This is a genomic window from Cecembia sp. (genome assembly GCF_007126775.1).
GTDB lineage: Bacteria > Bacteroidota > Bacteroidia > Cytophagales > Cyclobacteriaceae > Cecembia.
Window position 1 is genome coordinate 1 of sequence record NZ_SLAP01000118.1, and the last position, 19,216, is coordinate 19,216.

The following is a 19,216-nucleotide window of genomic DNA, read 5'->3' on the forward strand; positions in this document are numbered from 1 at the left end:
CGTGCTCTATTCTTTTTCCGCTAACAAACTCTACACCGGTATGACCTCTGACCTCATTACCAGGTTCAAGTTCCACAACTCCAAATCCACTAAGGGATTCACTCTCAGATACAGACCTTGGAATTCATTTAATCTAAGTTTTTATCTACTTTTTGTAATATACTAAAAATTGAGATACCGTATTAATGTTTAAGAAAAATATCGGAACAAAAAAAGCCCCGCTATTGCGGGGCTTTTAGACTAAAGTAAGCTTGCCATCTTACTTTACTTTTTCAACTACAGCTTTGAATGCCTCGGGATGATTCATAGCCAAATCCGCAAGAACTTTTCTGTTCAATTCGATGTCGCCTTTTTTCAACATTCCCATAAATTGTGAATACGAAATACCAAATTGTCTGGCACCTGCATTGATACGCTGAATCCATAAAGCTCTGAATTCCCTTTTCTTCGCTTTTCTGTCTCTGTAAGCGTATTGTAAACCTTTTTCATACTTATTTTTGGCTACTGTCCAAACGTTTTTTCCTCTTCCGAAGTAGCCTTTTGTTGCTTTAAGTACTTTTTTTCTTCTTGCTCTTGAAGCAACTGCATTTACTGATCTTGGCATAATGTTTTAATTTTTTGACCCTAGGTGCCTCTCGGACTTTTTTACCTCAGCGTCTGGTGAATAAATAAACCTTAATAAATTAAGAAATTCTGAATCAGAATTATCCGATCCTAAGCATGGCTTTAACCCGTCCTTCATCAGACTCATGAACGATACCCATCTGAGTTAGATTTCTCTTTCTCTTGGTAGATTTCTTGGTCAAAATGTGACTCTTGTAAGCGTGCTTTCTTCTGATTTTACCGGTTCCTGTTAACTTGAACCTTTTTTTAGCACTTGATTTAGTTTTTACTTTTGGCATAACTGTATTTGTTTGTTGAAATTATTTCTTTGAAGCCTTTGGAGCTAGGAACAAAAACATACGCTTTCCTTCCAATTTAGGAAGTTGCTCTACCTGAGCATATTCTTCCAACTCCTGCGCAAATTTCAATAATAACATCTCACCTCTTTCCTTGAAGACGATAGACCTTCCGACAAAGTGCACGTAAGCCTTAACCTTTGCACCTTCTTTAAGAAAGTTAATAGCATGTTTCAATTTAAAGTTGAAATCATGGTCATCTGTATTAGGACCAAATCTTATCTCCTTCAAAACAGTCTTCGAAGCGTTGGCTTTGATCTCCTTCTGCTTCTTTTTCTGCTCGTACTTGAACTTAGCGTAGTCTATAACCTTACAGACAGGCGGACTGGCATTAGGTGAAATCTCTACAAGATCAAGATCATTTTCTTGCGCTATTTTCAGTGCTTGGGATGTCGGAAGTACTGCATTGCCACCTTCCACGAAATCTCCTACAACCCTTACTTCTCTCGCTCTGATTTTTTCATTGACTTTGTAAGGTTCTTCTTGTCTCTGTCTAAACGGTGTTCTTCCTCTCAAAATTTTATGGTTGTTTTAATGAAATTGCCTGCAAATATCGAAATAAATTTCAGATTTTAAAAATCTGAGGGTTTTTCACAATAAATTTATTTCGCCAGTGAATTATTGATAATGCCCTGAAAATGCGCAACAAAGTCAGATACACTCAAGCTGCCTATATCCCCCTCTCCGTGTTTTCTCACAGAAACCCGATTTTCATCCTGCTCTTTTTCTCCCACTATCAACATAAACGGAATCTTCTTCACCTCTGCATCCCTGATTTTACGCCCAATTTTTTCATCTCGATTATCAATAGACCCCATAATATCATGATCTTCTAATAAAGATTTTATATCCTCTGCATAATTTACATATTTTTCGGATATAGGGAGAATAATCACTTGATCAGGAGATAACCATAAGGGAAAATTTCCTGCACAGTGCTCAATCAAGACAGCAACGAACCTTTCCAAAGAGCCAAAAGGTGCTCTGTGTATCATTACTGGTCTGTGCTTTTGATTGTCCGAACCAATATATTCCAACTGGAAGCGCTCCGGCAGATTATAATCTACTTGAATGGTCCCTAACTGCCATTTCCTACCCAAAGCATCCTTTACCATGAAATCCAGCTTAGGACCGTAAAAAGCGGCTTCACCCAATTCGGTGACCGTTTCCAATCCTCTCTCACCAGCAGCTTCAATGATGGCAGACTCTGCTTTGTCCCAAGCCTCATCTGTTCCAATGTATTTTTCCCTGTTTTCGGGATCTCTCAAAGAAATCTGGGCAGTAAAATCTTCAAAACCCAAAGCCTTGAAAACGTAAAGAACCAAATCTATCACCTTTATAAATTCTTCCTTAACCTGATCCGGTCTACAAAAAATGTGGGCATCATCCTGTGTAAAGCCCCTGACTCTGGTCAAACCATGCAGTTCCCCGCTTTGCTCATACCTATAAACTGTACCAAATTCAGCATAACGGATCGGAAGATCCTTATAAGACCTTGGTTTATGCTTATAAATCTCGCAGTGATGAGGACAGTTCATGGGTTTCAGTAGAAACTCCTCCCCTTCATTTGGAGTGGCTATGGGCTGAAAAGAATCTTTTCCATACTTCTCGTAATGTCCGGAGGTTTCATACAAAGCTTTATGTCCAATATGAGGAGTAACCACTTGCTGGTAACCTGATTTATCCTGTGCCCTCTTCATAAAATTGACCAAACGCTCTCTTAACAAGGTTCCTTTCGGCAACCACAAAGGAAGCCCCATACCTACCTTTTCAGAAAAAGTAAATAATTCCAGTTCTCTACCCAATTTTCTATGGTCACGCTTCTTGGCCTCTTCCAGCATGTGAAGGTATTCCTGTAATTCCTTGGCCTTCGGGAAGGTGATTCCGTAAATACGGGTCAGCATTTTATTTTTCTCATCCCCTCTCCAGTAAGCACCTGCAATGTTCAATAGCTTGGCCGCTTTGATAAAACCTGTGTTGGGAATATGAGGTCCTCGACAAAGATCAACAAAATTACCCTGCTCATAAAAAGTGATGGAACCATCTTCCAGACCATCGATAAGGTCCAATTTGTATTCATCTCCCTTTTCGATAAAATAAGATATGGCATCTTTTTTAGAGATCTCTTTTCGGATATATTCGTTCTTTTGCCTGGCCAATTCCATCATTTTGGCCTCTATCTTCTCCAATTCAGCACCATCCAATGATTTGTCTCCAAAATCGACATCATAATAGAATCCGTTTTCAATAGGTGGTCCTATACCCAATTTAATTCCTGGGTAAAGCGCCTCTAACGCTTCTGCCATCAAATGTGCTGAGGAATGCCAAAAGGTGTTTTTCCCTTCTGCATCATTCCAGGTCAAAAGCTGTACACTAGCATCCTGATGAATAGCGCGGGCAGCATCCCAAACCTCTCCATTTACTTTTGCTGCAAGTACGTTTCTGGCCAAACCCTCGCTGATACTAAGTGCAATCTGTAGCCCTGAAACTCCTTTTTCATAATCCCTGACCGAACCGTCAGGAAGGGTAATCTTGATTTGTTGGTTAAACATTTAATATTTTGATAAATGAAACATGGCACCTTTACAAACAGATGCTTTAAAGCTGCAAATATGGGAATTCAAAAGCGCTAAAAAAAGACCAAACCCAATTTGATCTGGTTTTATAAACTTTTGATTTCAATTTTTCATTTCCAAGAGGATTAAAACCATGAAATCACAAAACAGCCTTATATTTGTCCAAAGCTTAATAGTGCATGAAATACGACATCATTATCATTGGCGGAGGGATTGTTGGTCTCGCTACCGGATTAAAAATAAAACAAAAAAACCAAGAGCTTAAAGTGGCCATATTGGAGAAAGAGGAAGAAGTAGCCAAACATCAGACCGGCAACAACTCAGGAGTCATCCATTCTGGACTCTATTACAAACCAGGGTCGCTCAAAGCCATCAATTGCATCAATGGATATCATGAACTTATCCGGTTCTGTGATGAAGAAAATATTCCCTACGAATTGACTGGTAAAGTGGTGGTGGCCACCAAGCCAGAGCAAATCCCTATCCTCAATGGACTGTATGACAGGGCCCTGCAGAATGGATTGGAGGGTACAAAAAAGATTACCTTGGATGAGCTCAAGGAATATGAGCCTTACTGTGTAGGTGTGGCCGCTTTTCATGTGCCCCAAACAGGTATTGTGGATTACAAAGTGGTAGCCCAACATTACGCCAAAAAATTTGAATCCCTTGGAGGTGAAATTTTCCTGAATAAGACTGTAAAAGGCATTAAGACCTTGAATGGGGTTTCTTATATCCGAACCCAGCATCAGGAATTTGCTTCCCAACTTGTGGTCAACTGTGCAGGTTTGTATTCAGACAAAATTGCCCAAATGACACAGGATGAGCCCATCGATGTCCGCATTATCCCCTTCAGAGGGGAATATTATAAAATCAAAAAGGAACGGGAATATTTGGTCAAAAATCTGATCTATCCGGTACCTGACCCCAATTTCCCTTTCTTGGGCGTTCACTTTACCCGAATGATGAAAGGGGGAGTTGAAGCAGGTCCAAATGCGGTTTTGGCTTTTAAAAGAGAGGGTTACAAACGTTCTCAGGTCAATTTAGCCGAATTGAGCGAAACTTTGGCTTGGCCTGGATTCCAGAAGGTAGCCTCAAAATATTGGAAAACCGGCATGGGGGAATTGTTCCGTTCCTTTTCGAAGAAGGCTTTTACGGAGGCCTTACAGGAATTGATCCCGGATATCAAAGAGTCCGATTTGGTGGATGGCGGTGCCGGTGTCAGGGCCCAGGCCTGTGACAAGACAGGTGGATTATTGGATGATTTCTGTATCCGGGAAAATGAAAATGCCGTCAACGTCCTCAACGCCCCCTCTCCTGCTGCTACCAGTTCATTGGCTATAGGAGAAACAGTGAGTGATTTGGTGTTGAAGCGTTTTTGACTGGTTTAAAAATGAAATCCTGCAAAACAAAAGTTTTAATTCCACAACAAATAAAACCATCATAGTACCTGTGCATGGTAGCAAAGATTTAAAAAAGGAACTTTTTTAGCTATTCTAAATCAAGCAGGAATTGATAAAAAACACATTACATTGAAGGTTGGAAATGTCCTTAAAACCTTTCTATTCCACTGACCATTTAACGGCATTTTCCAGCATCTGTATAAAAGCATCATGTTCCCAGGCAGACGCATCATGGCCTATAGAAGTATAGAACGTTTTTCCTTTTCCTATATTTTTATACCATGCGACAGGATGGTCTTTTCCCATTCCAAAGTTTTTATTCCTGATCAAAAAGAAATTTCCATTGGGATCAATTTTTTCCCCATCAATTCTATAAATTATCCTAAAACCTTGAATTCTTGGATTACTGAAAAAAACATACCATTCATCAGCATGCGTCCAAGTATCTGGCAAATCCTTCTTCAATGAAGGGCTTATATCAGCTTCTAAATACAAATCAGTTTCCTGAATTTGATTTTTTATAGGATGATGGGAGAATTTAGCACCTATTAAGTTTTGCTCATACCATTCCCATCTATGCGAATCATCACCAGCACCGTGTATCCCCAAAAGCATCCCCCCATTCTCAACATAATTCTCCAATACTTGTTGCTGCTTATCATTTAGCACCCTACCAGTAGAATTATTAAAAATGACTACATCAAATTTGGAAAGTTGCTCCTCATTAAAGACACCCCCCGACTCGGTTTCATAGAGAAACCAATCATCTTTTACAGCCATTACTGCAAAAGCTTCCTTCCCCGCATCAATCGAGGCATCATGCCTAAACCCTGTTGTTTTTGAAAACAAAAGCACATTAACTTTTCTATCTGTTGGAAATTCAATGTCAGGCATAACGGTCTCAAACCTTACAGGAAAACCATATTTTACTTTATAAATCAAGAAACTACCAATAAAAACTAATATAATAAATGTTGAAAAAACTGCCCAGGCGAAAATTTTTATGAATTTTTTCATGAGATACTATGATATTTTTTTGTGTAAATTATAAAAATTAAACCAATGTTTCAATTTTTCAAAAACTCTAAAAACCTCATCTCTGACCACGTAAATTCCTCTCCTTTGACTTGAAAACCCGTGTGTCCTCCCCTTTTGGGCATTTCTAAAAAAATATGGTCGGATTTTTCTGCTATTTTAACAGGAAAACATCGGTCATACAACAAAGGGTCATTGAGTGCATTTATTATCAAGGTAGGAATCTGAATGTTAGGCATCCATTGGTCTGCAGAGACGGAATGGTAAAAATCCCCGGCATCCTTAAACCCATGGATTTTGGCAGTGAAATGGGTATCGAAAGTATCAAAATCCTTTACACTTTGTAGCAAATCCAAATCCACCAACCCTGGAAACTGTTCTCCCTTGATTTGCATTTTTGCTTTCAGTTTGTCTAAAAACCGCTTCTTATAAAAAGCATTTTTGCGCCACCTCAAGGTAGCCGCCGAATCAGGTAGGTTACAAGGGGTAGAATAAACAGCGGCTTTTTTGATTTTGGGATTCAGGTCAAGTCCTTTTTCTCCCAAATATTTCAAAGTCTGTGCCCCTCCCATACTGATACCCACTAGGTAATACTCCCTATAAGTCTGGGATCTTTCTACATGCTCCATGACTGTCTCCAAATCGTAGGAAGCCCCGTGATGGTACAATACCGGTCTTTGGTTCATCTCACCGCTACAAGACCTATTGTTCCATGCCAGGACATCAAAGCCCTGTTGATTGAAAAGCTTGGCCAAAGCCTTGGCATAGTGCCTTTCGGAACTACCTTCCAATCCGTGTGAGACGATCAGTAATTTCTCTGACCCCACTTTAGACCAGTCTAGGTCCAAAAAATCGCCATCAGGAGTGTCAATCCTTTCCCTTTTATAATTCACATCCTCTATTTTGCGGAAAATACTGGGAACGATGGTTTCCAAATGCCCATTAAAAAGCAATAAAGGTGGATTCTTGTACGTGGATGTTTTGATCAGGGGCATTTTGTGTTTTTTATTCCACCTCAAAAATAAAACATATCTTCATTCAGGGAATTATTTCTTTTATTTGAATATCATAAAATATACATTATTCACATGAAGAACAAGTTCACGATACTGATTATAGCCGCATTAATTAGCTTCCAGCACACCACAATGGCCCAGACCGTCGATGATTTCGTTGAAAAAATATACCCAGAACTTGATGCCTTATACAAACACCTGCACCAAAACCCTGAACTTTCTTTACAAGAGAAAGAAACGGCCGCCAGAATTGCCCTGGAATTGAAAAATATAGGCTATGAAGTCACTGAAGGTATCGGTGGCTATGGTGTAGTAGGCCTACTGAAAAACGGCCCTGGACCGGTACTTTTGATCAGAACTGATATGGATGCCCTACCCATGGAGGAAAAGACAGGACTTCCCTATGCCTCCACCAAAAAAGGAATTGGCAACGATGGCAAGGAAACCTATATCGCCCATTCTTGTGGGCATGACATTCACATGTCCGTCTTTATAGGCACCGCGAAATTAATGATGGAATACAAAGACAGTTGGCGTGGAACCTTGATGATGGTCGGCCAACCTGCTGAAGAGAATGGCATGGGTGCATGGAATATGCTCAATGATGGACTTTATGAAAGATTTCCACATCCGGATTATGCTATTGCCCTTCATGATGATCCTTTTTTACCTGCCGGTACCTTAGGGTATAAAGCAGGACCACTGATGGCTGGAGTGGACATGATGAACGTAACGGTATATGGCGAAGGAGCGCATGGGGCTGCGCCACATAAAGGCATAGATCCCATCGTATTGAGTGCCCAGATGATCCAGGCTTATCAAACCATTGTAAGTAGAAGGCTGGCTCCTACCGAACCTGCTGTAGTGACCGTAGGTTCCATTCATGGAGGCACTGTCCATAACATCATACCTGATGCGGTGACCATGCAACTTACCCTGCGGTCTTATTCTCCGGAGACTAGAGAGGAACTGATCAGCAGTGTCAAAAGAATCAGTGAATTCTATGCCAAAGCCGCTGGACTTTCTGAAAGTAAAATGCCCAGCTACTGGATCAGGGAGCCTCATACTCCTGCATTGATCAATGATGATCAATTGACCGAAAAAATGGTCAGCGTTTTCAAAAAAAATATGGGAGAAGATAAAGTGGTGGAAGTAGAAGCCCAAATGATTGGGGAGGATTTCAGCCGTTTTGGTTTGCAGGAAAGGCAAATCCCTATTAGCATGTTTTATTTGGGGGCCAATGATCCAGTATTTTTAGAAAAAGCAAGAAAAGAGAACTTGGATATTCCAGGTTTGCACAGTCCATATTTTGCCCCAATACCTGAACCCACAATACGAACAGGGGTTAAAGCTATGGGGATATTTGCTATGGATATATTAAAGAATCGTGAAGTAATGCTCGATGATAAAAAATAACATCATCACATGTTGAAGAAAGCTTTACTTTAAGGTAACCTCAACACCCAATTTTTCATCTACTTTTGAAGTGTAAATTTTCTTCATAGGTATACATAGTCTAAAAGAAGGACAATAGGTGTTGTCCTTTTTTTATTTCTTTCTTTTGACTACGTAATTTTTAATGGGAAATTCCATAACGGCTTTGTCCAATTCACCGTCCTTGTAATAAAACCTATTTTTGTTGCCATTGACATTCACTTCATAATAGTCTTTTACCTTTTGGATAGAAGAAGGTAGGCCATAAGCCTCTGCTAAGAACTCTTTGGCTTGTGTAGGTTCCTCAAAATAAAAGACCGCAGCACTGTAATGAAAAGGCCTTTGTATAACTGTGTCCAATTCATGTTTATAATTGATGGACTGGATTTCATATTGCTCCCCCTTCCATTGGATATTACTTTCAAAGTCTCCCCTATTCGTTTTTGAGGTCATTTTGGCATGCATAAGTTGTTTTCCTTGGAATACGGCACGCGTTAGGTAATCCAAATTAATTTTACCAAAAAACCAAAAACTTACCTGACTTTTTAACTCATATTGGATCTCCGTTCCTTTCCTTTCTTTTTTGGCGACCATTTCACCTATAGTTATTCCAGCAATGGAAACATCATACTTAATGATTTCCTGTGCCTCTACTCCTGACATTTTCATAAAGAAAATAATGATCGATATTCCCAATTTTTTACGCATAACAAATCCTCAACTGATATATATAAACAAAAGTACCCAAAGCAAACTAGCATTATGGCATTTTACCCTCAGATTTAACAAACAAAATCCAAAAGATATCGTTTAATTACATACTTAACCTATAATATTTATAGACTATTAAATTCAAAATAATGACATTAAGATTAGGAGACATTGCACCGGATTTTACAGCGGTAACCACTGAAGGAGAAATCAATTTCCATGAGTATTTGGGAGAAAATTGGGGGATATTATTCTCCCATCCGGCAGACTATACTCCGGTATGTACCACTGAACTAGGTACAGTGGCAAAATTGAAATCTGAATTTGATAAGAGAAATGTAAAGGTATTGGCACTGAGTGTAGATGGTTTGGCCGATCATGAAGGTTGGATCAAGGATATCAACGAAACACAGGCTACACAGGTTAACTTTCCTTTGATTGCTGACAAAGACAGGAAAATATCCCAACTCTATGATATGATCCACCCAAACGCAAGTGAAAACTTTACGGTTCGGTCGGTATTTGTGATTGGTGACGATAGGAAGATAAAATTGATCATTACCTATCCGGCAAGTACGGGAAGAAATTTTGATGAATTGTTAAGGGTAATTGACTCCTTACAATTGACAGCTGACTATTCCGTTGCCACTCCTGCCAATTGGAAACAAGGTGAGGATGTTGTCATAGCCCCTAGCATTAAAAATGAAGATATCTCTTCAAAATTTCCAAAAGGACATAAAGTGATCAAACCATATCTTAGGTCTACTCCTCAACCCAATATATAGTTGTTCAAAAAACACCTGCAATACTCTCAAATTGCAGGTGCTTTCATTTTAAGTACAACTTTCTTTCATTTTTTTATTGCTTATCAATACTTTTTTATACTTTTCGAGCTAAGACCAAACAATCATCCTAGCTATTTCTATAGGTATGCGTATTTATTCTGTTATTACTGGATCCGGAAAATATATTCCAGACATAGTGGTGAAAAATGAAGATTTTCTAAAACGAAATTTCGTTAATGAAAAAGGAGAAAGGATCCCTAAGTCGAATGAGGAAATTGTCCGGAAATTCCAGGAAATCACGGATATTCATGAAAGAAGGTATCTAAGTCCTGAATTCAACACCTCTGATATGGGGTACTTCGCAGCTCAAAAAGCAATTGAATCAGCAGGGATAGACCCCGAAACGCTAGATTACATCATAGTGGCCCACAATTTTGGCGATATCTTACACAATAATATAAAATCTGACCTTGTACCAGCTTTGGCATCAAGAGTCAAACATCTTTTAAAAATCCAAAACCCTGATTGTGTTGCTTATGATTTACCATTCGGTTGTCCGGGATGGGTGCAAGGAATCATTCAGGCAGATTATTTTATCAAATCAGGTGATGCCAAAAAGGTAATGGTCATTGGTGCAGAAAGCCTATCCCGCATAGCGGATCCGCACGATATTGATAGTATGATTTATTCAGATGGCGCAGGGGCTGTAATAGTCGAATCCAGAGAAAGCGACCAACCTCTTGGCCTGATTTGTCACAAAACTCGGTCAGATACTTTCTCTGAAGCCCATTTTCTAAAAATGGACATTTCTTATCATCCCCAGTTTGAGGACAATACACTTTTCATGAAAATGAATGGTAGAAAGTTATACGAATACGCTTTAAATACAGTACCTAAATTGGTCACAGAAACCATTCAAAAAGCTGGAATTGGCATCCATGATATCAAAAAATTACTCATTCATCAGGCCAATGCCAAAATGGATGAAGCCATTATCCAAAGGGTTTTCAAGTTATTTGGAGCTAATGATATCCAATCTCAAGAAGTGATGCCTATGACCATATCCAAATTGGGCAACAATTCTGTCGCTACAGTACCCATCTTGTATGATATGATTGTTAGAGGTGAATTACAGGGACACGAATTTCATCATGGAGATTATTTGGTATTTGCCTCCGTCGGTGCTGGGATGAATGTGAATGCATTTGTATATAAGGTGCCTTAATTATTGTGTACCAAGTACGAAGTACAAAGTACCATGTATGTACCCTGTAATCTGTACCTATTATGACATTAAAGCTATTGTCGTTACTTGGTACATGACACATGGTACAAGGTTAATAGTACTTGGTACAAATTTTTTAAGCCTAAACTTACACAAAAATCCTCCCTACCAAATAGGTTACCGCTTTTCCACCAATAGCCACCCTATCACCTTGCAGTTTACAATTGAGCTTACCACCTCTTTCGGACAATTGCTTCGCAGTAAGGATCGTTTTCCCCAATTTCTCTGCCCAAATTGGAATAAGGGTGGTGTGGGCAGAACCGGTAACCGGGTCTTCGGGAACTCCTACTTGAGGTCCGAAAAAACGGGACACAAAATCCACGGATTGCCCTGGAGCTGTTGCTATGACCCCTCTAGCGGGAATACAGGCAATCTTGGAAAGGTCAAATTGAAGCGAGCTGATATCTTCCTCTTTTTCAAAAACCAATACGACGTCAGACTTTCCTTTAAAAGCCTTTTGCGCAGAAGGTTGAAAGCAATCCAGCAAATCAGAGGTTAGTTGAATTTCTTTGACATCATCCACTGGAAAGTCCAGTATTAAATCATCTGCCTCCTTGGAAACTATCAATTTTCCAGATCGCTGGGAGTAAAAAGTAATAACATTTCCCTCAAAGCCTTCATGCTGAAATAAAACATGGGCAGTAGCCAAGGTTGCATGTCCACAAAGGTCCACTTCAACAGTTGGTGTAAACCAACGCAACAAATACCTTTCCCCTTCTTTGATATAAAAAGCTGTTTCAGAAAGATTGTTCTCCCTGGCAATTATTTGAAGGACATCATCAGGAAGCCATTGGGTTAATGGAACTACAGCTGCAGGGTTCCCTCCAAATACTTTATCTGTAAAAGCGTCTACTTGATATATTTTTAACTCCATGAATAATTAACCTTTTTAGCTATTTATAATTTACTGGCATTAAAGGTATCTCCCATATCCATATCACCAAAATCAAACCCCCTTTTGAACCAACGCGCGCGTTGTTCAGAGGTGCCATGGGTAAAAGAGTCTGGAATAATTCTCCCTGTAGCTTTTTGTTGCAACCTGTCATCACCTACTGAGGCTGCAGCATTCAAAGCCTCTTCCAGGTCTCCAGGTTCTAATACGCCTTTGATCCGATGGGTATGATGCGCCCATAGGCCTGCATAAAAATCCGCCTGTAACTCTAATCTTACCATCAATCGGTTGTATTCTGCTTCCGGTATTTTGCCGCGCTTAGACTGCACCTGAGCCAAGGTTCCGTTTAATTTTTGAACATGGTGTCCCACTTCATGGGCAATGACATAGGCCCATGCAAATTCTCCATGCGCTCCGAGTTTTTTACCCATGTCTCTAAAAAAACTTAAATCTATATACACTTTCTCATCTGCCGGACAATAAAAAGGTCCTGAGGCTGCTGAAGCAAATCCACAGGCTGAATTTACCTGACCGGAGAATAATACCAAAATTGGTTCTCTATATCCAGGCATCAATTGGTTCCAAACATCCTCTGTGTCAGCCAGAACAACGGCTGTAAACTCAGCCATTCGCTCTTCCTCAGCTGTAGGTTGATAAGGAGCTGATACCGAAGAAGTAAGATTACCACCGCCTGTAAATTGGGCTATAAGAGAAAGAGGGTTGGTCCCAGTCAAAAAACTGAACAAAAGCAATACTCCAACGATGACTAACCCTGTTTTTGAGAATAGGATTTTAAGTAATGGCCCCAATAAAAGAGGGTTAATTCCTCCTCCGCCAAAGTTTTGAGGATGCTGACCTCTTCGGTCTTCAATATTGCTGCTTTTTTTTCTTCCTTGCCATTTCATGTGACTTTCAAATAAAAATTAAAACTGAGATGAATTTAGGGAAATTAATCAAGCTCAAAATACTGGATCAAAGAAAAAACCTGACAATCAATTTATTTAGCAATCAAACTTTTCGACCCGAACCAAGCATTAGGTTTCCTTTTGGGGCAGAAAATGCACGTAAAGCAAGTATTTAACTCCTTCGCCATCCCTTACCTACCGGTTGGCAAAGGAGTTAAATGTATGTAGCGTTTGATTTTGAAGCAGCTGATTTACCTAATAGAAATTTTTTTAATGCATTTTTCGGATTAAAATACCTTTTGGAAGAAATGCTTATTTCACATCCTTCAACAATTCTTCCACCGCTTTTTCCAATTGTTGATCTACGCCCTGATCGATTTTTCCTGGCATGTTCTTTATCTGAAACTGAGGCTTGGTTTCATTATTTTCCATCCATTCCCCCGCCTTATTCTTGGCTGAAATGGGCACAATCCCCCATCTTCCTCCATCAGGCAACAATTCCCATCCGGCAAAAGAGCAGGTACCGGGTGTAGGCATCCCTACAGTCTTACCGATTCTCAGATCTGTATAGCCGCAGGCAAAACAATGTCCATCAGAATAGTTGCCTTCATTGAACATAGCCAAGGTGGGTTTGGTCCATCGGAAAGTAGGTTCATATCCCACATCCCTATCCTCGGTGGCGTACGTAATGAATTTCTCTCCTGTAAAGAACATAGCCAAATCTGCCACCAAATCTCCTCCCCCATTAAAGCGGGTATCTACAATTACGCCTTCACGGTCATGGAATTTGCCCATCATTTCTTCATAAGTAGTCCTGTAGGGTCCATCAGACATCCCCGGTATATGTACATATCCCAATTTCCCCTCACTGAGTTTTTCTACTTCTTCCTGGTTCTTCTTGACCCATCTTTTGTAAAGCAATTGGTTTTCCTGTGCCAGCGTGATCGGTTTAACAGTTACTTGTTTACGGAGACTCGTTTTTGGATCTAAGACTTCCAATAAAGTAAATTTATCTGCTTTTCTATTTAGGAATCTTGCCACATCTTTATCCAAACCAATAAGCTCTCCATCAATTCTTTCAATCACCATACCAGCTGAAAGATCCAGACCTGACTTGTCCAAGGGGCCGCCTTTGATGATTTCTGCTATTTTTATTCCCTCGGATTGGTGGCCATAATCCATAAAAATGCCCAAAGAGGCGGTTGCATCTGCCTGAGGAATACTTCTACTGAATCTCGCCCCTGCATGGGAAACATTGAGTTCTCCTATCATTTCAGAAATCATTTCAGCAAACTCATAACTGTTTCCAATAGAAGGGAGGTACTTTTGATAAGACGCAGTGAGCGTATCCCAATCCACTCCATGGAAATCCGAGGTATAAAAAGCCCCCTTTGTCCTGATTTTGATATGCTCAAACATATGCATTCTTTCCTCATCCGTATCCAAAGTCATTTCTCCGGCAATCTTGATATTATCCCTCTTGCTGCCATCGTTGCTTATTTTGGAAATGCTGCCATCAGCCAATAAATAAAGGTTTTTCATCTCTTTATCCCATTCCAATCGACCAAAACCGGCATCCAATTTCAGCTCCATTTTAGTTTCTTTGGAACGTAGGTCTGTACTCCATAAGTTAAAGCCCTTCTCAAACCTGGCCAAATAAAACAATTTCTCCCCTTCTTTATCCAAAACAGCATCTCCCAAACTCGAAGAATGAATCGTCAACTTGGCCTTTCTCTCCCTAAGATCTTCCCAATCAATTTTAAGATCTTCTACTTTCTTGTCCTCTATTTTATCTTCTTTCTTTTCTTCACCATTTTTTGCGGCTTTTTCAATTTCCTTGAGCAGATCAAAATCCTCTTTGCTCAATTGGAACCTCTCATAAGCTGCTTTACTAAAGAATAAAGCAAAGACGTCGTTTTGGGATCCTCCACTGGTAGCAAAACTCTTCAGACCATCTCTATTGCTGAACCAGATCATTTGTTTACCCGAATTAACCCATTTAGGCCTGCTGTCTCCATAACCGCTCTTGGTAAGGTTTTCCATCGGTCTTATTCCCGTAGCATCCAAAAGCACCACCTCTCCGTTGGCCATCGTAGGCCTATATTCTACCAACAACCACTTGCTATCTGGACTCCAAGTGAAATATTTGTCTCCATCCTGCATATGGAAAAACTCATCTGGGGTCATTAATGTCACCGTGGATTTACTGGCCAAATCCATTACTTTTAATGTACGCCTTCCTTCCACATAAGCCAATTTTTTTCCGTCGGGAGATAAATCTGGTAAGTAATTATCATGCTCATTACCCACCAGAACTTCTTCTTTTAACAGCGTGCTGGCAAAAAAGAAAGCTTCCTCTGCTTCTCTTACCTTTTTGGCCTGAAAAATCTGCCATCTGCCATCTCTTTCTGATGCATAGAGAATGGATTTACCATCCGGTGCAAACTGTACAAAACGTTCCTGCTGTGGCGTATTGGTAATGCGCTTGGTCATGGCACCATCCACCGAAGTCACAAAAACTTCCCCCCTGGCAATGAATGCGATTTCTTTTCCATCAGGTGATATAGACATTTCCCTGACCCCACCATTGATACTGATGAAGCTATCAGAATTTTTGATACCCTGGGTAATAATTTCTATGGGAATCTTTTCAGGCTTTTCTCCCTCTACCAAAGTGTAAATTTCTCCATCATAGGAAAAACTCATCATGCCATTATCAGCTATGGTTAAAAACCTGACAGGAAAGTTTTCAAGTTCTGTGAGTGCCTTGCTTTGATCCGGATTTGAGAGTCCCATTTTGTATACATTGAAAGTACCATTGGCCTCACTGAGGTAATAAATGGAATTTTCATCTGGAGAGAAAACAGGATTCCTATCTTCACCATAAAATTTGGTAAGTTGGGTGTGGGTGTGGGTCTCCTCATCATAGAGCCAAATATCTCTAGCGATAGCAGACTGATGCTTTTTTCTCCATTCGTTTTCACCACCTTTTTTATCTTGATATACCATTTTTTTACCATCCTTACTGACCTGAACATATTCTGCTGGGATGGTCCATATCTGGTCTACTCTTCCTCCTTTTACAGGCGCTTTGTAGAGTTCTGGTTGAGATGAAGTGGGATATTGTCTATGCTCGGCCAAATCCTGACGCATGCCGCCAAAGATCACATATTGATCATCCGCCGAAAAGCTGTAGGGCATTTCATCATTGGAATGATAGGTCAACCTGTTCGCATTCCCCCCATCGGCATCCATGACGAAGACATCAAAATTACCATACCTGTCAGAGGCAAAGGCAATTTTATTACCATCCTTACTCCAAACAGGCATAAAATCATGGGCTTCATGAAAAGTAAGTTGTGTGGCCCTTCCTCCTGTGGTTGGGAGCTTGAAAAGGTCACCTTTGAAGGTAAATACAATTTGGGTACCATCCGGTGAAATAGCAGGATACCTTAACCATTTAGGGGCATTATTTGCCCAGCTAACAGTAAATACCGTAAATAAGAAAACAGTCAAACAAGATTTTATCAATTGCATAGTTTCAATCTGAATTTTAGCCTCAAAAATACCAAAAAACTTCAGAGCTGCACGATAAAAATTGACTACAGGAAACCAATGGTGGCCATTGGCTTGATCCAATGATTAGTTTTGTAATAGATAAACCGAATTTTATTCAAAAATAAAAGGTTGAGGGGTAAAACACAGCAAAAAAATCAGAATCGCCAACCAAGCGATTACCTTTCTTTGCCGATTCATTTCTCTTGTCCCGCTTACCTCAGGATGGTCTATACCCATCACACGTCCCAGTAAAAAGGCAAAAAGTAACCAGCCTGAATATCCTTCCAATGTCGGGAATAAAAAAGTAAGGCCATATTGAACTGCCGCAATCAATAAAATGAGGGCCCATTTACTGTCATTAGGAAGGCGGGCTTTCCTGTAAATGATATATAAAAACCCTATGTATAAGGGAATCCTAATCAGCAACTGGCTGATATCCTGGTAAGGATTGATAATGCCAAGACCTGCATAAAAAACAAATGCTGTAAAAAAGACCAAAGAAATTTTGGAGTGATGCTTAGGGAACAATCCAAAAATAACATGTCCACCGTCAAGTTGGCCTATAGGAAGCAGGTTCAATGCGGTAAAAAACAAAGCCAAATAGCCTGCAAATAAATAAGGGAAATGGATCACCTCGTACATATCAGGCATTTTTTCGGGCTCGGCCAAGGTATTTTCCATGATATAAAAAAGCAGGTTATATCCTAATCTCAGATTGATGTACCCCTCTTCTTCTGCCTTTCCTTTGAAATCAGGATCAAGGTATTCTGGGTGAATTTCATAAATGTAGTCTGCTTCTGGAAGTTGGGTAAAACCATACCAAAGAACGAAAAAAGCAACAATAAACCCAGCAAGAGGGCCTGCAACTCCTATGTCGAAAAACTTTCTTCTGCTATTGATGAAACCTTTCATTTGAATAATGGCTCCAAAAGTTCCAAGAGAAAGTGAACCAAGAAAACCTAGCCATCCAGGTATAAAATATGGCATTGACGATTTGACACGATGGTGTATAGAAGTCAATAGATGCCCCATTTCATGAACAAAAAGAATCCCAATAAAGGGTATTGAAAAATGCAATGATTTCAAAAAGTATTCCAAAGTAAGGGCGTTCCCTTCGCTACCAAAAAGCCACTTGCCATACAGCCATTCTCCTCCAGCGAGTGTGGTGGTAATAATTGTGACTAAAAATAATGATATATGAATGAGGTATTCTTTGGGCTTATACATTCAGGTAAATTAAATCAATCCAAAAAATTCAACCAAACCCCTTGGATGGGTAATCTGATAACTCTGCATCCCTGCTTTCTTTGCTCCTTCCACATTCGCAGCCAAATCATCAAAAAATAAAACGTTTTTACCAGGTATTTTGATTTCATCCAATACAGCCTCATAAATTGCTAAATCAGGCTTGGCCAAACCCATTTCATGGCTTAAAAACACCGCTTGGCAAAGTGAATATACAGAGCTTTCACCATTTTGATCTTGAAGAATTTCAGCCATTTTTTCAATATGAATGGCGTTGGTATTGCTCAAAATGCCAGTTCCATACTGGAATTTCAAACGGTGGACCAAATCAATTCTTTCCTGGGGAATAGTCCGCAAGAGACTATTCCAAACATGGTCTATTTGGGAATCTGTCCAATCTTCATTATACAACCGTCTAACTTCATTTCGGAATTCCTCTGAACTGATCTCCCCTTTTTCGTAATCTTTGTGGAACTGAGAAGGAAAAAATTGTGCCGTAAGGTCATGCTTGTGCTCAGGAAGTATTTTTTTCAACTCATTGATACTGAAATCGTAATCAATATCGATGATGACATTGCCTAAATCAAATATAAAAAAATCAATGTTCGGTGGTATTTTCATGGTTTTTGAAGTTGTAAATTTAAATTCAAATATGTAACATTGCAGTCCCATTTGCAAGGCTGTTTAGTAATAAAAAGTTTTGTAGAAGCCGGGCCTATAACTCAGTTGGTTAGAGTATCTGACTCCCCCGAAGTATCGGGGCAGAAAGTCACCGGGAATATTAAAAATAATTTGGGCTCCCGATAACTATCGGGACTCAGTTGGTTAGAGCTTCTGACTCCCCCGAAGTATCGGGGCAGGAGGTCACTGGAAATATTGAAAATAGTTTGGGCTCCCGATAACTATCGGGACTCAGTCGGTTAGAGCTTCTGACTCCCCTGAAGTATCGGGGCAGGAGGTCACTGAAAAAAAAATTAGATATTGGGCCTATAGCTCAGTTGGTTAGAGCTTCTGACTCATAATCAGGAGGTCGCTGGTTCGAGCCCAGCTGGGCCCACTAGCCGAGATGAAAATCTCGGCTTTTTTTGTATTTTGATGTTCCATTCGCTAACCACTTTTTCTATGAAAACTATTGTATATATCCTTCAGTCTGAAAAATTGAATCGCTTTTATACAGGTTTGACAACACTGAATATTGAAGAGCGTCTGAATAATCATCTTGAAAAAAAGTATTCCTCCTTGAATTTTACCCGAAAAGCGAATGACTGGAAAATCTTTTTATTCATTGAATGTAAAAGTACTTCACACGGTAGAAAACTTGAACTTTTTATTAAGAAAATGAAATCCTCTAAGTTTATTTGGAGTTTAAAAGATGATCCAGAAAAGCTCCAAAATATAATTGAACGAACAAATCA

At 39.8% G+C, this 19,216-nt stretch carries 18 protein-coding genes and 1 tRNA gene; 7 read left to right on the forward strand and 12 right to left on the reverse strand.

Going from position 1 to position 19,216, the window contains the following annotated elements; genetic code table 11:
* Position 1: 1 nt before the first annotated feature.
* Positions 2–166 carry a GIY-YIG nuclease family protein gene (locus QZT73_RS07930; protein WP_291787572.1) on the forward strand — a complete coding sequence of 55 codons (165 nt, stop codon included), beginning with the start codon at positions 2–4 and terminating at the stop codon, positions 164–166.
* A gap of 93 nt (positions 167–259) precedes the next feature.
* On the opposite strand, the gene rplT is transcribed toward QZT73_RS07930, so the two are convergent.
* The 4 genes from rplT to thrS form a co-directional block, all read right to left on the reverse strand.
* A complete protein-coding gene (gene rplT / locus QZT73_RS07935; protein WP_291787556.1) occupies positions 260–604 on the reverse strand; it encodes a 50S ribosomal protein L20 in 345 nt (114 codons plus the stop codon).
* A 100-nt stretch (positions 605–704) separates the two neighbouring features.
* Positions 705–902 (reverse strand): 50S ribosomal protein L35, encoded by a 198-nt coding sequence (gene rpmI, locus QZT73_RS07940; RefSeq protein ID WP_291779012.1) that lies wholly within the window; start codon positions 900–902, stop codon positions 705–707.
* A 21-nt stretch (positions 903–923) separates the two neighbouring features.
* The gene (infC, locus tag QZT73_RS07945) at positions 924–1,475 is read right to left on the reverse strand and encodes a translation initiation factor IF-3 (protein ID WP_291779015.1); all 552 of its coding nucleotides are present in this window, start codon (positions 1,473–1,475) and stop codon (positions 924–926) included.
* Positions 1,476–1,561: 86 nt separating this feature from the next.
* A complete protein-coding gene (gene thrS / locus QZT73_RS07950; protein WP_291779017.1) occupies positions 1,562–3,511 on the reverse strand; it encodes a threonine--tRNA ligase in 1,950 nt (649 codons plus the stop codon).
* A gap of 203 nt (positions 3,512–3,714) precedes the next feature.
* Here thrS and lhgO point away from each other — a divergent pair, with 203 nt between their 5' ends.
* The gene (gene lhgO / locus QZT73_RS07955) at positions 3,715–4,914 is read left to right on the forward strand and encodes an L-2-hydroxyglutarate oxidase (RefSeq protein ID WP_291779020.1); all 1,200 of its coding nucleotides are present in this window, start codon (positions 3,715–3,717) and stop codon (positions 4,912–4,914) included.
* 180 nt (positions 4,915–5,094) lie between these two features.
* Here the strand turns inward: lhgO and QZT73_RS07960 are convergent, their stop codons facing one another.
* On the reverse strand, positions 5,095–5,952 hold the full coding sequence (locus QZT73_RS07960; RefSeq protein WP_291787558.1) for a ThuA domain-containing protein: 858 nt from the start codon (positions 5,950–5,952) through the stop codon (positions 5,095–5,097).
* A 50-nt stretch (positions 5,953–6,002) separates the two neighbouring features.
* Positions 6,003–6,965, reverse strand: a complete 963-nt coding sequence (locus QZT73_RS07965; protein WP_291782170.1) for an alpha/beta fold hydrolase — start codon at positions 6,963–6,965, stop codon at positions 6,003–6,005.
* A 93-nt stretch (positions 6,966–7,058) separates the two neighbouring features.
* Here QZT73_RS07965 and QZT73_RS07970 point away from each other — a divergent pair, with 93 nt between their 5' ends.
* A complete protein-coding gene (locus tag QZT73_RS07970) occupies positions 7,059–8,402 on the forward strand; it encodes an amidohydrolase (RefSeq protein WP_291782168.1) in 1,344 nt (447 codons plus the stop codon).
* A gap of 132 nt (positions 8,403–8,534) precedes the next feature.
* On the opposite strand, the gene QZT73_RS07975 is transcribed toward QZT73_RS07970, so the two are convergent.
* On the reverse strand, positions 8,535–9,128 hold the full coding sequence (locus QZT73_RS07975) for a DUF6134 family protein (protein WP_291782165.1): 594 nt from the start codon (positions 9,126–9,128) through the stop codon (positions 8,535–8,537).
* A gap of 152 nt (positions 9,129–9,280) precedes the next feature.
* Between QZT73_RS07975 and QZT73_RS07980 the strand changes: the two genes are divergently transcribed.
* Both QZT73_RS07980 and QZT73_RS07985 read left to right on the forward strand, forming a co-directional pair.
* Positions 9,281–9,916, forward strand: a complete 636-nt coding sequence (locus QZT73_RS07980; protein WP_291787561.1) for a peroxiredoxin — start codon at positions 9,281–9,283, stop codon at positions 9,914–9,916.
* A 145-nt stretch (positions 9,917–10,061) separates the two neighbouring features.
* A complete protein-coding gene (locus tag QZT73_RS07985) occupies positions 10,062–11,141 on the forward strand; it encodes a ketoacyl-ACP synthase III (protein ID WP_291782158.1) in 1,080 nt (359 codons plus the stop codon).
* Positions 11,142–11,289: 148 nt separating this feature from the next.
* On the opposite strand, the gene QZT73_RS07990 is transcribed toward QZT73_RS07985, so the two are convergent.
* The 5 genes from QZT73_RS07990 to QZT73_RS08010 all read right to left on the reverse strand — a co-directional run bounded on the left by QZT73_RS07990 (position 11,290) and on the right by QZT73_RS08010 (position 18,422).
* Positions 11,290–12,075: a PhzF family phenazine biosynthesis protein gene (locus QZT73_RS07990; protein WP_291780637.1), complete on the reverse strand. Its 786-nt coding sequence runs from the start codon at positions 12,073–12,075 to the stop codon at positions 11,290–11,292.
* 23 nt (positions 12,076–12,098) lie between these two features.
* Positions 12,099–12,998 carry a neutral zinc metallopeptidase gene (locus tag QZT73_RS07995; protein ID WP_291787564.1) on the reverse strand — a complete coding sequence of 300 codons (900 nt, stop codon included), beginning with the start codon at positions 12,996–12,998 and terminating at the stop codon, positions 12,099–12,101.
* Between the two features lie 312 nt (positions 12,999–13,310).
* Positions 13,311–16,535 (reverse strand): S41 family peptidase, encoded by a 3,225-nt coding sequence (locus tag QZT73_RS08000; RefSeq protein ID WP_291787566.1) that lies wholly within the window; start codon positions 16,533–16,535, stop codon positions 13,311–13,313.
* A gap of 132 nt (positions 16,536–16,667) precedes the next feature.
* Positions 16,668–17,783 (reverse strand): site-2 protease family protein, encoded by a 1,116-nt coding sequence (locus QZT73_RS08005; protein WP_291780646.1) that lies wholly within the window; start codon positions 17,781–17,783, stop codon positions 16,668–16,670.
* 9 nt (positions 17,784–17,792) lie between these two features.
* On the reverse strand, positions 17,793–18,422 hold the full coding sequence (locus tag QZT73_RS08010; RefSeq protein ID WP_291780648.1) for an HAD family phosphatase: 630 nt from the start codon (positions 18,420–18,422) through the stop codon (positions 17,793–17,795).
* Between the two features lie 362 nt (positions 18,423–18,784).
* Here QZT73_RS08010 and QZT73_RS08015 point away from each other — a divergent pair.
* Positions 18,785–18,858: transfer RNA gene (locus QZT73_RS08015), tRNA-Ile, on the forward strand.
* 65 nt (positions 18,859–18,923) lie between these two features.
* Positions 18,924–19,216, forward strand: a 293-nt coding sequence (locus QZT73_RS08020; protein ID WP_291787569.1) for a GIY-YIG nuclease family protein, incomplete at its 3' end; no start/stop codon positions are given.

What these genes read in the sequence shown, in the direction of transcription:
- QZT73_RS08010 (WP_291780648.1), bottom strand. Translation starts at nt 18,422, where the DNA reads ATGAAAATACCACCGAACATTGATTTTTTTATATTTGATTTAGGCAAT.
- lhgO (WP_291779020.1), top strand. Translation starts at nt 3,715, where the DNA reads ATGAAATACGACATCATTATCATTGGCGGAGGGATTGTTGGTCTCGCT.
- QZT73_RS07985 (WP_291782158.1), top strand. Translation starts at nt 10,062, where the DNA reads ATGCGTATTTATTCTGTTATTACTGGATCCGGAAAATATATTCCAGAC.
- QZT73_RS07980 (WP_291787561.1), top strand. Translation starts at nt 9,281, where the DNA reads ATGACATTAAGATTAGGAGACATTGCACCGGATTTTACAGCGGTAACC.
- QZT73_RS08000 (WP_291787566.1), bottom strand. Translation starts at nt 16,535, where the DNA reads ATGCAATTGATAAAATCTTGTTTGACTGTTTTCTTATTTACGGTATTT.
- QZT73_RS07975 (WP_291782165.1), bottom strand. Translation starts at nt 9,128, where the DNA reads ATGCGTAAAAAATTGGGAATATCGATCATTATTTTCTTTATGAAAATG.
- QZT73_RS07995 (WP_291787564.1), bottom strand. Translation starts at nt 12,998, where the DNA reads ATGAAATGGCAAGGAAGAAAAAAAAGCAGCAATATTGAAGACCGAAGA.
- rpmI (WP_291779012.1), bottom strand. Translation starts at nt 902, where the DNA reads ATGCCAAAAGTAAAAACTAAATCAAGTGCTAAAAAAAGGTTCAAGTTA.
- QZT73_RS07960 (WP_291787558.1), bottom strand. Translation starts at nt 5,952, where the DNA reads ATGAAAAAATTCATAAAAATTTTCGCCTGGGCAGTTTTTTCAACATTT.
- QZT73_RS07965 (WP_291782170.1), bottom strand. Translation starts at nt 6,965, where the DNA reads ATGCCCCTGATCAAAACATCCACGTACAAGAATCCACCTTTATTGCTT.
- rplT (WP_291787556.1), bottom strand. Translation starts at nt 604, where the DNA reads ATGCCAAGATCAGTAAATGCAGTTGCTTCAAGAGCAAGAAGAAAAAAA.
- QZT73_RS07970 (WP_291782168.1), top strand. Translation starts at nt 7,059, where the DNA reads ATGAAGAACAAGTTCACGATACTGATTATAGCCGCATTAATTAGCTTC.
- QZT73_RS08005 (WP_291780646.1), bottom strand. Translation starts at nt 17,783, where the DNA reads ATGTATAAGCCCAAAGAATACCTCATTCATATATCATTATTTTTAGTC.
- thrS (WP_291779017.1), bottom strand. Translation starts at nt 3,511, where the DNA reads ATGTTTAACCAACAAATCAAGATTACCCTTCCTGACGGTTCGGTCAGG.
- QZT73_RS07990 (WP_291780637.1), bottom strand. Translation starts at nt 12,075, where the DNA reads ATGGAGTTAAAAATATATCAAGTAGACGCTTTTACAGATAAAGTATTT.